This window comes from Streptomyces sp. 6-11-2, assembly GCF_006540305.1.
GTDB lineage: Bacteria > Actinomycetota > Actinomycetes > Streptomycetales > Streptomycetaceae > Streptomyces.
The window spans coordinates 6,187,361-6,203,314 of the sequence record NZ_BJOR01000001.1 but is presented as its reverse complement, the minus strand read 5'-3'; the positions used below and the strand labels follow the sequence as shown (position 1 = coordinate 6,203,314).

Here is a 15,954-nt window from a genome sequence, read left to right as displayed (position 1 = left end):
TTCCACGGCTACGATCCCCTTTGTGAACCGCGAAGTGACTCTGCCTCTGATCGTCGACGACCGCGGTACCTTGCAGGTGGCCGCGGCGGACGTGAGCAAGCTGCTGCGCACGGTCGGCGGCCGGTGGCTGCGGCTGGTGGAGGCCGGCCAGGAGGGTCTCGACGAGGACACGGTGGCCGCGCTGACCATCGAGCTGGCCAAGCTGGCCGACCGCATCGACGTGGCCTGCATCGCCCACAGCAGTGGAACCGCCTCCGGCTGACGCTTCGGCGGCGCCTGGCCCTGCCCCGCCTCATCGACAGCGGCAGCACCGCCTCCCGGACGGACCGAGCCGACGGGACCCGCCCACGGCTGCCGTCTCGGCGATGTACGCGCCACGCGGGGTGGTGGCGAGGTGACCCGGCGGCCGCTTCGGCACCTCCCGCCCGCCCGGCCCTGCCCCGTCACGTCGCGCCCCACCTCGCCTCGCCCGCGACTGCGGAACCGCCTCCGGCTGACCGGACGGACCGGGCCTGCAGGCCGACGGGAGCGCCGCGGCGCCGGACCGGCTGCCGCGGCCCGGCGGGCGCTCCGGTGCGTCGCCTCGCCCTCGCCTCGCCCCGCCCCGCCCCGCCCCGAGACACGGAGCCCGGCCGTGCGCCTGCGCGGCGCCCGCTCCTCAGCCGCAGCGACGGCGGCTCCCTCCGTACGGGCGGGCGCCGTACTCCTGAAGGCTGACGCCGACGCCCGCCCCCGGGGGCTCAGGAGGCGCGGCATGGATCTTCCTGTGGTGGGTGGCGGACGGAGCGGGCCGCGAGGCTCGTGACGGAGCGCGACCTCAAGCCTATGAGCAGGCGTTTTCCGGCCGCGGAGGCCGGTTCCCCGTCCTCCGGAGCCAAGCCTCGCGAGCCCGCCGGGCCCTGTTCGCCGTCGCCGGATTGGAGTAGTTCCGCGAGAAGATTGTCGCTCTCCCGGGTGATCGTGGATAAGCCACCTTTTTGGGTGCAGCACCCTCCCCGGGCGGCAACCGGCCTTCCGGAAGGCGAAAGCAGGCACGGCTCATGGCGACTTTGTGCAGACCCTCGGTGTCCGTTCCAGAGCACGTGATCACGATGGAGGAGACACTGGAGCTCGCGCGCTCCCGCCACGCGGACCACCCGCAACTCCCCCTGGCCCTCCGACTGATCGAGAACACCGGCGTGCGGACCCGGCACATCGTGCAGCCCATCGAGGAGACCCTCAAGCACCCCGGCTTCGAGGAGCGCAACAAGCTCTACGAGCAGGAGGCGAAGGCCCGGGTCCCCGCGGTCATCCAGCGGGCTCTCGACGACGCCGAGCTCCTGGCCCGGGACATCGATGTCATCATCTACGTGTCGTGCACGGGCTTCATGATGCCCTCGCTCACCGCGTGGCTGATCAACGAGATGGAGTTCGACTCGACCACCCGGCAGCTCCCCATAGCCCAGCTGGGCTGTGCGGCCGGGGGCGCCGCGATCAACCGGGCCCACGACTTCTGCACGGCCTACCCGGACGCCAACGCGCTCATCGTGGCCTGCGAGTTCTGCTCGCTGTGCTACCAGCCCACCGACCTCGGCGTCGGCTCCCTGCTCTCCAACGGCCTGTTCGGCGACGGCATCGCCGCGGCCGTGGTCCGCGGCACCGGCGGCACGGGCGTCCGGCTGGAGCGCAACGGCTCGTACCTGATCCCCAAGACCGAGGAGTGGATCGCCTACGACGTCCGGGCGACCGGATTCCACTTCATGCTGGACAAGCGGGTGCCCACCACGATGGAGCCGCTCGCCCCGGCCCTGCGGGACCTGGCCGGAGTGCACGGCTGGGACGCCTCCGACCTGGACTTCTACGTCATCCACGCGGGTGGCCCACGCATCCTGGACGACCTCAGCAAGTTCCTGAACGTCGAGCCGCACGCGTTCCGGTTCAGCCGGGCCACGCTCACCGAGTACGGCAACATCGCCAGCGCCGTCGTCCTGGACGCGCTGCGCCGGCTGTTCGACGACGGCGGCACCGAGGACCGGGCGCGCGGACTGCTCGCCGGGTTCGGCCCCGGCATCACCGCCGAGATGTCGCTCGGCTACTGGCAGGCCGGAGGCAGGGCATGACCGAGGAGACGCTCGTCGAGGAGGCGCGCACCGGGACGGCGCCGCCGGTCCGGCACTGGCCGGCGTTCGACCTGACGGGCGTGGCCTTCGACCCGGTGCTCTCCGAGCTGATGGAGCAGGGCCCGGTCACCCGTATCGAGCTGCCCAACGGCGAGGGCTGGGCGTGGCTGGTGACCCGCATGGACGACGTGCGGACGGTCGCCAACGACCCCCGGTTCAGCCGCGAGGCGGTCGTCGACCGGCAGATCACCAGGCTGGCCCCGCACTTCATCCCGGCCCCCGACGCGGTCGGCTTCCTGGACCCGCCCGACCACACCCGGCTGCGCCGCACGGTCGCCCCCGCCCTCACCGCGCACGGTGTCGAGCGGGTGCGGGACAGCGCCCGGCGGATGCTGGACGAACTGGTCGACGACCTGCTCGCGAACGGCCCGCCCGCCGACCTGACCGCCGAGGTGCTCAGCCCGTTCCCGATCGCGGTCATCTGCGAACTGATGGGGGTGCCGGCCGCGGACCGGCAGGGGATGCACGCCTGGACCCGGCTGATCCTGTCCTCCGCGCACGGCGCCGCCGCCGGCGAGCAGGCCAGGGAGGAGATGGGCACGTACTTCGCCGAGCTCCTCGACGCCCGCGCGGACAGCGCCGGCGAGGACATCGCCTCACTGCTCGGGACCGCCGTGGCACGCCGTGAGATCGCCCTGGCGCAGGCCGTGGGCCTCGCGATCCTCCTGCAGATCGGCGGCGAGGCGGTCACCGGCAACAGCGGGCAGATGTTCTACGTCCTGCTGAGCCGTCCCGAGCTGGCCGACCGGCTGCGCGCGGACCGGCGGATCCGCCCCCGGGCCATCGACGAGCTGCTGCGCTACATCCCGCACCGCAACGCGGTCGGGCTGTCCCGGATCGCCCTGGAGGACGTGGAGATCAAGGGGGTGCGGATCCGGGCGGGCGACGCGGTCTACGTGTCGTACCTGGCCGCCAACCGCGATCCGGACGTCTTCCCCGACCCCGGGACGATCGACCTCACGCGCAGTCCGAACCCGCACGTGGCGTTCGGCTTCGGCCCGCACTACTGCCCGGGCGGCCAGTTGGCCCGGCTGGAGTCGGAACTGCTGGTGGACGCCCTGCTGGACCGGGTGCCGAATCTGCGGCTCGCGGTGTCCCCGGAGCAAGTGCCCTTCAGAAAGGGCGCGTTGATCCGGGGGCCCGAGGCCCTGCCCGTGACGTGGTGAGCCGGCGATGACCACGGAAGGGCTGCTCGTACCGCCGGGCCAGGGCCGCGTCGTCGAGGCGCCGGCCCAACGCGTGACGTTCAAGGTGACCGGCTCGCACTCGCGGACGGCCTCCACCTTCGAGGTGGAGGTCCCGCCGGGCTTCGACGTCGGCGCCCATGTGCACACCCGCAGCGAGGAGTTGTTCTACGTGCTCGAGGGCGAGCTGGACGTGCTCGCCTTCGAGCCGCGGATCCGGACCCCCGATCACTGGCAGCGATGGGAGTCCCACTCCGGCAACCGCGTGGTGCGGGCGACCCCGGGCACGGTCATCGTCGTCCCGCCGGGCTGCCCGCACGCCTTCGCCAATCCCACCGACTCCCCCGCCAAGATGTTCTTCCAGGCGTCCCCACCGCCGGACCACGAGCGGTACTTCGAGGAACTGCTGGAGATCCTGGGCAACGGGGGCCCGCCGGACCACACGGCGATCGGGGCCCTCAGAAAGCGCTATGACATCGAGCAACTGACGCCGCTGCGGCACCGCTAGTGCTGTGGCCGGAAAGGTTTGCCGGGAAGCTCGCGGCGTCCGGTGCTGGGGGCACCTCCCACGCCGTTCAGGCAGTGGGGGAGCATCGCAAGGCGGAGCATTGCCCGCGTACCGGATGTACTCGGGTGATGCGACAACGCGGCGTGGGGGTACCCCCGGCCGAAGGCTGGGGGAGTGCCGTGCCGGGCGCCGCGAGCCGGTGAACCTTTCCGGTCACAGCACTAGCGGATCGGCATGCCCGAGATCGTGCGGGAGATCACCAGCCGCTGGATCTCGCTGGTCCCTTCGAAGATGGTGTAGATCGCCGCGTCACGGTGCATCCGCTCCACCGGGTACTCCCGGGTGTAGCCGTTGCCGCCGAGGATCTGGATGGCCTGGGCCGTGACCTTCTTCGCGGTCTCGCTGGCGAACAGCTTGGACATCGAGCCCTCGGCGGCCTCGAACGGCCTGCCGTTGACCGCCATCCACGAGGCCCGCCAGACCAGCAGCCGGGCGGCGTCGATCCGCGTGCGCATGTCGGCGAGCTGGAACGCGACGCCCTGGTTGTCGATGATCGGCCGGCCGAACTGCTCCCGCGTCCTGGCATAGTCGAGGGCGACCTCGTAGGCGGCCCGGGCGGTGCCGACCGCCATGGCGCCCACGGCGGGGCGGGACGCCTCGAAGGTGGCCATCGCGGCGTTCTTCACCCTCTCCCCGCCCTTACGGGCCTTCTCCCGGGCGCGGGCGAGCCGCTCGTCGAGCTTCTCCTTGCCGCCGAGCAGGCAGGACCCGGGGACGCGTACGCCGTCCAGGACCACCTCGGCGGTGTGCGAGGCGCGGATGCCGTGCTTCTTGAACTTCTGGCCCTGCCTCAGTCCCGGTGTGCCCGGCGGGACGATGAAGGAGGCGTGGCCCTTGGAGCCGAGTTCGGGGTCGACGGAGGCGACGACCACGTGCACGTTGGCTATGCCGCCGTTGGTCGCCCAGGTCTTGGTGCCGTTGATCACCCACTCGTCCTTGGCCTCGTCGTACACCGCGCGGGTGCGCATCGAGGCCACGTCGGAGCCGGCGTCGGGCTCGGAGGAGCAGAAGGCGGCGACCTTCACGTCGCTCGGGTCGCCGTACATCTGCGGGATCCAGGTGCCGATCTGTTCCTCGGTGCCGTTGGCAAGGACGCCCACGGCGGCGAGGCCGGTGCCGACGATGGACAGGGCGATGCCGGCGTCGCCCCAGAACAGCTCCTCCATGGCCATCGGGATGCCGAGGCCGGTGGCGTCGAAGTACTGCTGGGCGTAGAAGTCGAGGGAGTAGATGCCGACCTTGGCGGCCTCCTGGATGACCGGCCAGGGGGTCTCCTCGCGCTCGTCCCATTCGGCGGCGGCCGGGCGCATCACACCGGCCGCGAAGCCGTGCAGCCAGTCCCGGACCTCCTTCTGCTCGTCGTTGAGCTCCATGGTGAACTCGGCCATGTCCCCTCCAGCGGCACACCTGCGTGTTACTTGCGGTAACGATACTATGTTACTGATCAGTAGAAAAAGTCGACTCCTGATCATTCCCCGGCAGCCCGTTCGAGGTATCCGGCCCCGTCAGTGTTACTTTGCGCAGGCGTCACCGAACCAGCACGGGTGGGGAGATCTCATGGACACCACGCAGCGGACCGATCAGCAGCGGTCCGCCGACCGCCGACGGCGCGAGCTGCTGGAGGCCGCCGACCGGGTGGTGCTGCGCGACGGCCCGCACGCGTCGATGAACGCCATCGCCGCCGAGGCCGGCATCACCAAGCCGATCCTCTACCGCCACTTCGGCGACAAGGGAGGGCTGTACGCCGCCCTCGCCCAGCGCCACACCGACGCCCTGCTCGGCTCCCTGCGGGCCGCGCTGGACGCCCCCGCGGACCGGCGGGAGCGCGTGGAGTCGACGCTGGACACCTACCTCGCGGCCATCGAGGCCCGCCCGCAGGTCTACCGCTTCCTGATGCACCCGGCGGAGGGCGGCCAGGGCACCGACCAGGGCTTCGACGTCGGCAAGCACTCCGCCCCGCTGCTGCGCCGCATGGGCGAGGAGCTGGCCCTGGTCATCGAGGAGCGGCTCGACCTGGGTCCGGCCGGACAGCAACTGGCCCGTGTGTGGGGCCACGGCATCGTCGGCATGATGCACGCGGCCGGCGACTGGTGGCTGGGCGAACGGCCGTGCTCGCGGGCGGAGTTGGTCCGCAGCCTGGCGGACCTCCTGTGGGGACGGCTGGCGGCGGTGGGCGACAAGATCGGCGGCCCCGGGTTCTGAGCCGCGCCCGCGGGCTCGGTGCTCATCGTCGTGCGGCCGCCCCGCGGGGCGCGAACGGCCGCCGACGGCCCGTGGCCGCGCGGTGGTTCACCGCCCCCACGGTGCGCGTGCGGCCTGCCGCAGCAGCCGGCTGCGCCGCCACCCCGAGAGGCGGTCGGCGTACACCCGGCCGTCGAGGTGGTCGCACTCGTGCTGGAGGCAGCGCGCGAAGAACCCCGTCCCGTGCACGGTGACCGGCTCCCCGGTCGCCGAGAAGCCCTCGACCACCGCGTGGTCGTAGCGCTCCGTCCCCGCCTCCAGGCCCGGCAGGGACAGGCAGCCCTCCGGCCCGCGGATCTCCACTCCGTCCGCCTCCACCAGCCGCGGGTTGACCACATGGCCGAGGTGGCGCACGTCCTCGTCGTCCGGGCAGTCGTACACGAAGACGCGCAGCGGCAGCCCTATCTGGTTCGCGGCGAGGCCCACGCCACGCGCCGCGTACATGGTCGCGAACAAGTCCTCCACCACCTGGAACAGTTCGGGACCGAAGTCGGTGACCTCCTCGCAGGGAGCGTGCAGAACGGGGCTGCCGAGCAGGGAAAGGGGCCGGACGCGCCCGCGGGCGCCCGGGATCGAGCCATGTCGCATGGCGGCAAGGGTACGGTTCCATGTGCCCCTGCCTGCCGCGCTGGCAGGGGCCGGGATTCGGGAGCGTCGGCGGATCTCGATAGGCTGAGGTCCACACCACGTTGCCGGATGACTCAGGGCGCGGCGCGTACGCAAGGAGGATCGAGAACTGATGGCAGGCAACTCGGACCCGCTCACGCCGCGGGCCAAGCTGGCCGTGACCGCGGGCAAGGCGGTCGCTGCGGCATCGCGTGCCGCGGGACGGGGCAGCGGTTCGGTGATCGGCGGTCGGGTGGCCCTCAAGCTCGACCCCGATCTGCTCGCCCGGCTCGCCCAGCACCTGGACGTGATCCTGGTCTCGGCGACCAACGGCAAGACCACGACCACCCGGCTCATCGCCGAGGCGCTGCGGGCCGCGGGCCCCGTCGTGTCCAACGCGCTCGGGGCGAACATGCCCGCGGGCATCACCTCGGCGCTCGCCGGCGGCTCGGACGCCAAGTTCGGCGTGATAGAGGTCGACGAGAAGTACCTCGCGGGCGTGGCCCGGGACACCGATCCCAAGTGCATCGCGCTGCTCAACCTCTCCCGCGACCAGCTCGACCGGGCCGGCGAGACCCGGATGCTCGCCGAGAACTGGCGTGAGTCGCTCAGCGGCTCCAAGGCCGTACTCGTCGCCAACTGCGACGACCCGCTGGTGGTGTGGGCCGCGTCCTCGTCCCCCAACGTGATCTGGGTGGCCGCCGGGCAGATGTGGAAGGACGACGCCTGGTCCTGCCCCTCCTGCGGCGGAGTGATGCAGCGTCCGGGCGACGACTGGTACTGCGGCGAGTGCGGCTTCCGCCGGCCCACCCCCAGCTGGGCCCTGTCCGGCGACCACGTCCTCGACCCGCACGGCTCGGCCTGGCCGATCCACCTCCAGCTGCCGGGCCGCGCCAACAAGGCCAACGCCGCGTCGTCCGCGGCCGTCGCCGCCGTCTTCGGGGTGCCGCCGCAGGTCGCCCTGGAGCGGATGTACCAGGTGCAGGCGGTCGCGGGCCGCTACGACGTCGTCCAGTTCCAGGATCGCGACCTGCGTCTGCTGCTGGCGAAGAACCCGGCCGGCTGGCTGGAGACGTTCTCCCTGATCGACCCGCCGCCCACCCCGGTCATCCTGTCGGTCAACGCGCGCAGCGCCGACGGCACCGACACCTCCTGGCTGTGGGACGTCGACTACACGCGCCTGACCGGGCACCCGCTCTTCGTGCTCGGTGACCGGAAGCTGGACCTCGCGGTGCGCCTGGAGGTCGCTGGCCAGCAGTTCCAGGTCTGCGACAGCCTGGACCAGGCCGTGCAGCAGGCCCCGCCCGGCCGGATCGAGGTCATCGCCAACTACACCGCGTTCCAGGACCTGCGCCGCCGCGTCGGCAACTGACCACAAAGGACGACCACTTCATGAGTGACAACCAACTGCGGCTGGTGTGGATCTACCCGGACCTGCTGAGCACCTACGGTGACCAGGGCAACGTCCTCGTGGTGGAGCGCCGGGCCCGCCAGCGCGGCCTGGACGTGGCCCGTCTCGACGTGCGCAGCGACCAGCCGATCCCGACCTCCGGCGACATCTACCTGATCGGCGGTGGCGAGGACCGGCCGCAGCGGCTGGCGGCGGAGCGGCTGCGCCGCGACGGCAGTCTGCACAGGGCGGTGGAGAACGGCGCGATCGTCTTCTCCGTCTGCGCCGGGTACCAGATCCTCGGTCACGAGTTCGTCAACGACCTCGGGCAGCGTGAGCCGGGGCTCGGCCTGCTCGACGTCGTGTCGGTGCGCGGTGAGGGCGAGCGGTGCGTCGGCGACGTGCTCGGCGACGTGGACCCGCGGCTCGGCCTGCCCCAGCTGACCGGGTTCGAGAACCACCAGGGCGTCACCCACCTCGGCCCCACCGCCCGCCCGCTCGCCCAGGTCCGCCTGGGCAGGGGCAACGGCACGGGCGACGGCACGGAGGGTGCGTACAACGACACCGTCTTCGGCACGTACATGCACGGGCCGGTGCTGGCCCGCAACCCGCTGATCGCGGACCTGCTGCTGAAGCTGGCACTCGACGTCAACGCGCTGCCGCCGATCGAGGACCACTGGTACGAGGCACTGCGCAACGAGCGCATCGCGGCTGCGCAGCAGCCTGCGTAGTGACAGTTGCGCAGCAGCCTGCGTAGTGACAGTTGCGCAGCAGCCCGCGTAGGGACCGCCGCGCGGCAGCCCGCGCAGGACCGGCCGCGCGCGTCGGGGCGCGGCCGGAACAGACCCGCGGCAGCCCGTGTGGACGGCCCCGGCGGGAGCCCGTCTGACACGGTGTCCGCACAGGTGAGCGGGCCCGTCCAGCAGGCGGACGCAGGGTTCGGCCCCACCGCCCGGTGCCGCTAGGGTGGCGGGGACCGACCGGACAGTGTGGTCCGGTCCCCGCGCCCATGTTGAGAAGGTTATTCGGGCTATGCGCATTGGCGTCCTCACCTCCGGCGGCGACTGTCCCGGCCTGAACGCCGTCATCCGGTCCGTCGTACACCGTGCCGTCGTCGATCACGGCGACGAGGTCATCGGCTTCCGCGACGGCTGGAAGGGCCTCCTGGAGTGCGACTACCTCAAGCTCGACCTCGACGCGGTGAGTGGCATCCTCGCCCGCGGCGGGACCATCCTCGGCTCCTCCCGGGTCCGTCCCGAGCACCTGCGGGACGGTGTGCAGCGGGCCAGGGGCCACGTCCAGGAGCTGGGGCTCGACGCGATCATCCCGATCGGCGGCGAGGGCACGCTCAAGGCGGCCCGGCTGCTGTCGGACAGCGGCCTGCCGATCGTCGGCGTGCCCAAGACCATCGACAACGACATCGCGGTCACGGACCTCACCTTCGGCTTCGACACCGCCGTGACGGTCGCCACCGAGGCCCTGGACCGGCTGAAGACCACCGCCGAGTCCCACCAGCGGGTGCTGATCGTGGAGGTCATGGGCCGTCACACCGGCTGGATCGCGCTCCAGTCCGGCATGGCGGCCGGCGCCCACGCCATCGTCGTCCCCGAACGCCCCTTCGACATTGAGGAGTTGGCGGCGAAGGTGGGCGAGCGTTTCGCGGCCGGCAAGCGGTTCGCGATCGTCGTGGCCGCAGAGGGCGCCAAGCCCAGGGCGGGCACCATGGACTTCGACGAGGGCGGCAAGGACGTCTACGGCCACGAGCGGTTCGCCGGCGTCGCCCGGCAGCTCTCCCTCGAACTGGAGCAGCGGCTCGGCAAGGAGGCCCGGCCGGTGATCCTCGGGCACGTCCAGCGCGGCGGCACGCCGACGGCGTACGACCGGGTGCTGGCCACCCGGTTCGGCTGGCACGCCGTGGAGGCGGTGCACCGCGGGGAGTTCGGCCGGATGACGGCACTGCGCGGCACGGACATCGTGATGGTGTCCCTGGCCGAGGCGGTGGCGACCCTCAAGACGGTCCCCGCGGAGCGGTACGCCGAGGCGGAGTGCGTGCTGTAGAACCACGCCGCGCTTCCCCACCGCCCCCGGTCGCAGTCGCGGCCGGGGGCGGCTCTAGTCTGGGTGCGGACAGACAGCTGTGGACAGACAGCGCACAATCCACACGAATCAGGAGCCGGCGGATGGATCACAGCGGGCACGGCATGATGAACGATCTGCCGCCGTTCACGCTGGGACGCGGTCTCGAGTGGTCCGCGGACCCGTTCTTCCTCGTCGCCTGCCTGCTGGGGCTCGGACTGTACGGCTGGGGTGTGGTGCGGCTGCGGCGGCGCGGCGACGCCTGGCCGGTGGGCCGGACGGTGGCGTACGTCATCGGTGTGCTGACCGTGGCCCTGGTGATGTGCACCAAGCTGAACGACTACGGCATGGTCATGTTCAGCGTGCACATGGTCCAGCACATGATCATCAGCATGCTGTCGCCGATCCTGATCCTGCTCGGCGGCCCGATCACGCTGGCGCTGCGCGCGCTGCCGGTGGCCGGGAGGGGCCGCAAGGGGCCGCGTGAGCTGCTGCTGGCCCTGCTGCACAGCCGGTACCTGCGGGTCGTCACGCACCCCGCCTTCACCATCCCGATGTTCGTCGCGAGCCTGTACGCCCTGTACTTCACGCCGCTGTTCGACTTCCTGATGGGCTCTCGGGCCGGCCACATCGCGATGATGGTGCACTTCCTCGCGGTGGGCCTGGTGTTCTTCTGGCCGATCATGGGCGTCGACCCGGGCCCGAACCGGCCGGGTCACCTCATGCGGATGCTGGAGCTGTTCGCGGGCATGCCGTTCCACGCGTTCTTCGGCATCGCGCTGATGATGGCGACCACGCCCATGGTCGGCACCTTCATGAACCCGCCCGCCTCGCTCGGCATCGACGCCCTGACCGACCAGAACGCGGCCGGCGGCATCGCCTGGGCGTTCAGCGAGATCCCCTCGGTCCTGGTGCTGCTCGCCCTGCTCTTCCAGTGGTACAAATCCGAACAACGCCAGGCCCGCCGCAAGGACCGCGCCGCGGACCGCGACGGCGACAAGGAGCTCGAGGCGTACAACGCGTACCTGGCGTCCCTGAACGCACGGGGCAACTGAGCCCGTCAGCGTCCGGACGGTCCTGAACGGGACACGGTGAGGCGCGGGCTCGACGCCGAGGGACCTCGGCGCACCGCCCAGAACCGCGGCTCGCGCCGTCGCCCGCGGCGGTCCTCCGCCGGGCCGTGGTGGGGGTGAGGGTGCAAGCGGCTTGTTGTGGGGGATGCCGATGGGCCGAACCGGGGCACCATGGAGGTTACGGACCATGAGGAGGGTGCCGCGATGCACAGTTCCACGGACGGTTCCACGAAGGCGATGGGGGTGCTCACCGTCGGCGCGCTCGTCGCGGTGACGGCCTACACGGTGGCGCTCGGCGGCAACGGCTGGCTGTGGTTCGGCTGGGTCGTGCTGGGCCTGGTCACGCTGGGCATGGTCGTCACCCGCGGCACCTGAGCAGGATCACTCCCCGGTGAGCCGCGTCGCCGAGTGGACGCCCGGCTGGTACTTCGGCAGCCGGGCGCTGATCTTCATGCCCGCACCCTGCGCGGTCTCGATGACCAGTCCGTGGTCGTCGCCGTAGACCTGCCGGAGCCGGTCGTCGACGTTGGACAGGCCGATACCGCCGGAGGGGCTGTGCTCACCCGCGAGGATGCGGCGCAGCAGGCCGGGGTCCATGCCGGCGCCGTCGTCCTCGATGACGACCACCGCCTCGGCACCCTCGTCGCGCGCGGTGATCCTGATGTGGCAGGTGCCGGTCTTGCCCTCGAGGCCGTGCTTGACGGCGTTCTCCACCAGCGGTTGCAGGCACAGGAACGGCAGGGCGATGGGAAGCACCTCGGGCGCTATCTGGAGGGTGACCGACAGGCGGTCGCCGAAGCGGGCCCGTACGAGCGCCAGGTAATGCTCGATGGCGTGGAGTTCGTCGGCGAGCGTGGTGAAGTCGCCGTGCCGGCGGAACGAGTAGCGGGTGAAGTCGGCGAACTCCAGCAGCAGGTCCCGCGCCCGCTCGGGGTCGGTGCGGACGAACGAGGCGATCACCGCGAGCGAGTTGAAGATGAAGTGGGGGGAGATCTGCGCGCGCAGGGCCTTGATCTCGGCCTCGATGAGCCGGGTGCGGGACCGGTCGAGGTCCGCGAGCTCCAGTTGCACGGAGACCCAGCGGGCGACCTCGGCCGCGGCGCGGGCCAGCACGGCCGACTCGCGGGGCGCGCAGGCGACGAGGGCGCCGTGGACCCGGTCGTCGACGGTGAGCGGGGTGACGACGGCCCAGCGCACCGGGCAGTCCGGGGTCCGGCAGGTGAGCCGGAAGGCCTCGCCGCGGCCCGTCTCCAGGGGCTCGGTGAGGCGTTCCATGATCTCGGTGCGGTGGTGGCCTCCCACGCCGTCCCAGGCGAGGACCCGTGTGTCGTCCGTGAGGCACAGGGCGTCGGTGCCGAGCAGGGAGCGCAGCCGGCGGGCCGACTTGCGGGCGGTCTCCTCCGTCAGCCCGGCCCGCAGCGGGGGTGCCGCGAGCGAGGCGGCGTGCAGGGTCTGGAAGGTGGCGTGCTCGACGGGGGTGCCGAGCCCGCCGAGGCTCTGCGGACGGGCGGTGCGCCGGCCGAGCCAGTACCCGGCGGCGAGCAGCGGCAGCACGGCCACGCACAGCCCGGCGAGGAAGCCGCTCATCCCTTCACCTCCGCCCGCAGCTGCTCGGGCAGGTGGAACCGGGCCAGGACGGCCGCGGTGCCGGCCGGCACCCGGCCGGGCGTGGCCAGGGACACCAGCATCATCGTGAGGAAGCCCAGCGGCACCGACCACAGGGCGGGCCAGGCGAGCAGCGCGTGCAGCGGCCCGGTGCCCGGGAGGCCCGCCATGGTCACGGCGACGGCGACGAGCGCGGCGCCGCCGCCCGCCAGCATCCCGGCGGCCGCGCCGGGCGGGGTGAGCCGCCGCCACCAGATGCCGAGGACGAGCAGCGGGCAGAAGGAGGAGGCGGACACCGCGAAGGCCAGCCCGACGGCGTCGGCGACGGGCAGTCCGCCGACCAGTACGCTCGCCGCGAGCGGTACGGCCATGGCGAGCACCGTGCCGAGCCGGAAGTGGCGGACACCGCGCGAGGGCAGCACGTCCTGGGTGAGCACCCCGGCCACCGCCATGGTCAGGCCGGAGGCGGTCGACAGGAACGCCGCGAACGCGCCGCCCGCGACCAGCGCGCCCAGCAGGTCCCCGCCGAGGCCGCCGATCACCCGGTCGGGCAGCAGCAGCACGGCGGCGTCCGCGCTCCCGGTGAGGGTGAGTTCGGGGGCGTAGAGGCGGCCGAGGGCGCCGTACACCGGGGGCAGCAGGTAGAAGGCGCCGATCAGGGCGAGCACGGCCACCGTGGTGCGGCGGGCGGCCACGCCGTGCGGGCTGGTGTAGAAGCGGACGACGACGTGCGGCAGGCCCATGGTGCCGAGGAAGGTGGCGAGGATCAGCCCGTAGGTGGCGTACAGCGGGCGTTCCTCACGGCCCCCGACCAGTGAGGTGGACATGCCGCCGCTGCCGCCGCGCTCGGCCACCGGGACTCCGGCGCCCCGGGCGAAGGTGAGCCGGGTGCCGCCCTCGACGCGGTGCGTCCCGGCCGGCAGGCTCACCCGCCGCTCGTGGTGGGCGCGGCCGTCGACGGTGCCGGTCACGGTGACGGTCAGCGGGCCCTCCAGCCTGAGGTCGAGTGTTTCCGCGACACGCACGGTGCGCTGCTCGCGGAAGGCGGCCGGCTCGTCGTAGGCGCGGCGCGGCGCCCCGTCGCCCTGCCAGGCGAGGACGAGGAAGAGGGCGGGGACGAGCAGTGCGGTCAGTTTCAGCCAGTACTGGAAGGCCTGGACGAAGGTGATGCTGCGCATCCCGCCCGCGGCGACGATGGCCACCACGACGACGGCGACGATCACTCCGCCGAGCGCGGCGGGCGCCCCGGTCAGTACCGCCAGGGTGAGTCCTGCTCCCTGGAGCTGCGGCAGCAGGTACAGCCAGCCGACGCCGACGACGAAGGCGCCCGCGAGCCGCCGCACGCTCTGGGAGGCGAGCCGGGCCTCGGCGAAGTCGGGCAGCGTGTAGGCCCCGGACCGGCGCAGCGGGGCGGCGACGAACAGGAGCAGGACCAGGTAGCCGGCCGTGTAGCCGACCGGGTACCACAGCATGTCGGCGCCCTGGACGAGGACCAGTCCGGCTATGCCCAAAAACGAGGCCGCGGAGAGGTACTCCCCGCTGATGGCGGCCGCGTTCAGGCGCGGGCCCACGGTGCGGGAGGCGACGTAGAAGTCGGAGGTGGTGCGGGAGATGCGCAGGCCGAAGGCGCCGACGAGGATGGTGGCCACCACGACGAGGGCGACGGCGGGGACGGTGTAGGCGGAGTTCACGGCGGTCAGCGGTCTCCGACGAGCCGTACGAAGTCGCGTTCGTTGCGCTCGGCGCGGCGCACGTACCAGCGGGCGAGGAGCACCAGCGGGGCGTAGAGGCCGAAGCCGAGGACCGCCCACTTCAGCCGGCGGGCGTCGGAGGTCGCGGCGAACACCAGCGGCAGCGGACCGACGAGGAGCACGAGCACCGCGAACACCGTGAGGCCGGCCCGCAGTTGGCTGCGCATCAGGGAGCGGACGTAGGTGTGGCCGAGGGTGGTCTGCTCGTCGATCTCCGTGCGCGGACGGTAGTGGCCCGGGGCCCGGCGGGTGCGGCGGGGCGGCCCGGTGACGACGACTCGGCGTTCGGTCGGGTCCTGCGGCATGACGTACGGCTCCCTAGGGGGTGTCTGACAAATGAGCGCGGGAGAAGGAGCGGTGTCTGGTGCGTGCGATCGCAAGGCGCCGGAGCGCCCTCGTGGCGGAGCCACGTGGGCGTTTCGGCAACGCGGCGAGCGTGCGTGACAGGCGCCGCGACGCCGCGGGCATTTGTCAGACACCCCCTAGCGCGCGGTCCGGCGTATCAGCAGCTCGCGCAGTTCCCGCGCGTGCCGTCGGCTGACCTGGAGTTCCTCGGTGCCGACCAGGACGCTCACGGTGCCCGCGTCCAGGCGGAGTTCACCGATGTGGCGCAGGGCGACCAGGTACCGGCGGTGGATGCGGACGAAGCCGCGGGCGCGCCAGCGCTCCTCCAGGGTGGACAGCGGGATGCGCACGAGGTGGCTGCCCCTGCCGGTGTGCAGCCGGGCGTAGTCACCGTGCGCCTCGACGTGAGTGATGTCCTCGACGGCCACGAACCGGGTCACCCCGCCGAGTTCGACGGGCAGATGGTCGGGATCGGGCTCGCTGACGGGTATCCGCGGGGCGGCGCCGCGCAGTTGGGCGGCGCGGCGGACGGCCTCGGCGAGGCGTTCCTTGCGGACGGGCTTGAGCACGTAGTCGACGGCCTTGAGGTCGAAGGCCTGCACGGCGAAGTCCTCGTGGGCGGTGACGAACACGATCAGCGGCGGCTGGGCGAACCCGTTCAGCAGCCGGGCCAGGTCGAGGCCGTCGAGGCCCGGCATGTGGATGTCGAGGAAGACGACGTCGATCGCGTCGGGTCCGTCCGGGCCGGACTCCAGCGCCCGGTTGATGCGGCGCAGCGCCTCGGTCGCGTCGCCGGCGCCCTCCACGCCGGCGATCCGGGGATCGGCGTTCAGGAGGTACAGCAGTTCCTCGAGCGAGGGGCGTTCGTCGTCGACGGCGAGGGCGCGCAGCATGAACGTGGAGTGTAGGGGCGAAAAGCACGCTGTGACATGTGCCGGGCACCGGCGTCCGTGCTG

Annotated in this window: 16 protein-coding genes; 10 read left to right on the top strand and 6 right to left on the bottom strand. The window is 72.2% G+C overall.

Translation table 11 applies throughout. The features are described 5' to 3' along the window. Nucleotides 1-22: 22 nt before the first annotated feature. The 4 genes from TNCT6_RS27510 to TNCT6_RS27495 all read left to right on the top strand — a co-directional run bounded on the left by TNCT6_RS27510 (nucleotide 23) and on the right by TNCT6_RS27495 (nucleotide 3,851). Nucleotides 23-262 carry a DUF6213 family protein gene (locus TNCT6_RS27510; RefSeq protein ID WP_141363213.1) on the top strand — a complete coding sequence of 80 codons (240 nt, stop codon included), beginning with the start codon at nucleotides 23-25 and terminating at the stop codon, nucleotides 260-262. A 715-nt stretch (nucleotides 263-977) separates the two neighbouring features. Continuing rightward, nucleotides 978-2,099 carry a type III polyketide synthase gene (locus TNCT6_RS27505; RefSeq protein WP_301184401.1) on the top strand — a complete coding sequence of 374 codons (1,122 nt, stop codon included), beginning with the start codon at nucleotides 978-980 and terminating at the stop codon, nucleotides 2,097-2,099. Continuing rightward, a complete protein-coding gene (locus tag TNCT6_RS27500; RefSeq protein ID WP_141363209.1) occupies nucleotides 2,096-3,325 on the top strand; it encodes a cytochrome P450 in 1,230 nt (409 codons plus the stop codon). The genes TNCT6_RS27505 and TNCT6_RS27500 overlap by 4 nt, the downstream gene beginning before the upstream one ends. Nucleotides 3,326-3,332: 7 nt before the next feature. Then, the gene (locus TNCT6_RS27495; protein WP_141363207.1) at nucleotides 3,333-3,851 is read left to right on the top strand and encodes a cupin domain-containing protein; all 519 of its coding nucleotides are present in this window, start codon (nucleotides 3,333-3,335) and stop codon (nucleotides 3,849-3,851) included. Nucleotides 3,852-4,072: 221 nt separating this feature from the next. On the opposite strand, the gene TNCT6_RS27490 is transcribed toward TNCT6_RS27495, so the two are convergent. Further along, nucleotides 4,073-5,299: an acyl-CoA dehydrogenase family protein gene (locus TNCT6_RS27490; RefSeq protein ID WP_141363205.1), complete on the bottom strand. Its 1,227-nt coding sequence runs from the start codon at nucleotides 5,297-5,299 to the stop codon at nucleotides 4,073-4,075. Between the two features lie 169 nt (nucleotides 5,300-5,468). On the opposite strand from TNCT6_RS27490, the gene TNCT6_RS27485 reads away from it, so the two are divergent. Further along, nucleotides 5,469-6,113, top strand: coding sequence for a TetR family transcriptional regulator (locus tag TNCT6_RS27485; protein ID WP_141363203.1), 645 nt, complete (start codon nucleotides 5,469-5,471; stop codon nucleotides 6,111-6,113). 87 nt (nucleotides 6,114-6,200) lie between these two features. On the opposite strand, the gene def is transcribed toward TNCT6_RS27485, so the two are convergent. Continuing rightward, nucleotides 6,201-6,740: a peptide deformylase gene (gene def / locus TNCT6_RS27480; protein ID WP_141363201.1), complete on the bottom strand. Its 540-nt coding sequence runs from the start codon at nucleotides 6,738-6,740 to the stop codon at nucleotides 6,201-6,203. Nucleotides 6,741-6,891: 151 nt separating this feature from the next. Here def and TNCT6_RS27475 point away from each other — a divergent pair, with 151 nt between their 5' ends. The 5 genes from TNCT6_RS27475 (at nucleotide 6,892) to TNCT6_RS27455 (ending at nucleotide 11,672) form a co-directional block, all read left to right on the top strand. Next, nucleotides 6,892-8,130: a MurT ligase domain-containing protein gene (locus tag TNCT6_RS27475; RefSeq protein WP_141363199.1), complete on the top strand. Its 1,239-nt coding sequence runs from the start codon at nucleotides 6,892-6,894 to the stop codon at nucleotides 8,128-8,130. 20 nt (nucleotides 8,131-8,150) lie between these two features. Next, nucleotides 8,151-8,879, top strand: a complete 729-nt coding sequence (locus tag TNCT6_RS27470) for a type 1 glutamine amidotransferase (protein ID WP_141363197.1) — start codon at nucleotides 8,151-8,153, stop codon at nucleotides 8,877-8,879. 301 nt (nucleotides 8,880-9,180) lie between these two features. Then, a complete protein-coding gene (locus TNCT6_RS27465; RefSeq protein WP_141363195.1) occupies nucleotides 9,181-10,206 on the top strand; it encodes a 6-phosphofructokinase in 1,026 nt (341 codons plus the stop codon). Between the two features lie 122 nt (nucleotides 10,207-10,328). Next, on the top strand, nucleotides 10,329-11,279 hold the full coding sequence (locus TNCT6_RS27460) for a cytochrome c oxidase assembly protein (protein ID WP_141363193.1): 951 nt from the start codon (nucleotides 10,329-10,331) through the stop codon (nucleotides 11,277-11,279). Between the two features lie 222 nt (nucleotides 11,280-11,501). Continuing rightward, the gene (locus TNCT6_RS27455; protein ID WP_172633045.1) at nucleotides 11,502-11,672 is read left to right on the top strand and encodes a hypothetical protein; all 171 of its coding nucleotides are present in this window, start codon (nucleotides 11,502-11,504) and stop codon (nucleotides 11,670-11,672) included. Nucleotides 11,673-11,678: 6 nt separating this feature from the next. Here TNCT6_RS27455 and TNCT6_RS27450 read toward each other — a convergent pair whose 3' ends face one another. From TNCT6_RS27450 to TNCT6_RS27435, 4 genes are all read right to left on the bottom strand, one after another. Further along, on the bottom strand, nucleotides 11,679-12,884 hold the full coding sequence (locus TNCT6_RS27450) for a sensor histidine kinase (protein ID WP_141363189.1): 1,206 nt from the start codon (nucleotides 12,882-12,884) through the stop codon (nucleotides 11,679-11,681). Then, on the bottom strand, nucleotides 12,881-14,593 hold the full coding sequence (locus tag TNCT6_RS27445) for a cation acetate symporter (RefSeq protein ID WP_141363187.1): 1,713 nt from the start codon (nucleotides 14,591-14,593) through the stop codon (nucleotides 12,881-12,883). The genes TNCT6_RS27450 and TNCT6_RS27445 overlap by 4 nt, the downstream gene beginning before the upstream one ends. 5 nt (nucleotides 14,594-14,598) lie before the next feature. Further along, nucleotides 14,599-14,958, bottom strand: coding sequence for a hypothetical protein (locus TNCT6_RS27440; protein WP_141363185.1), 360 nt, complete (start codon nucleotides 14,956-14,958; stop codon nucleotides 14,599-14,601). Between the two features lie 177 nt (nucleotides 14,959-15,135). Continuing rightward, nucleotides 15,136-15,891: a LytTR family DNA-binding domain-containing protein gene (locus TNCT6_RS27435; protein ID WP_141363183.1), complete on the bottom strand. Its 756-nt coding sequence runs from the start codon at nucleotides 15,889-15,891 to the stop codon at nucleotides 15,136-15,138. Nucleotides 15,892-15,954 lie beyond the last annotated feature (63 nt).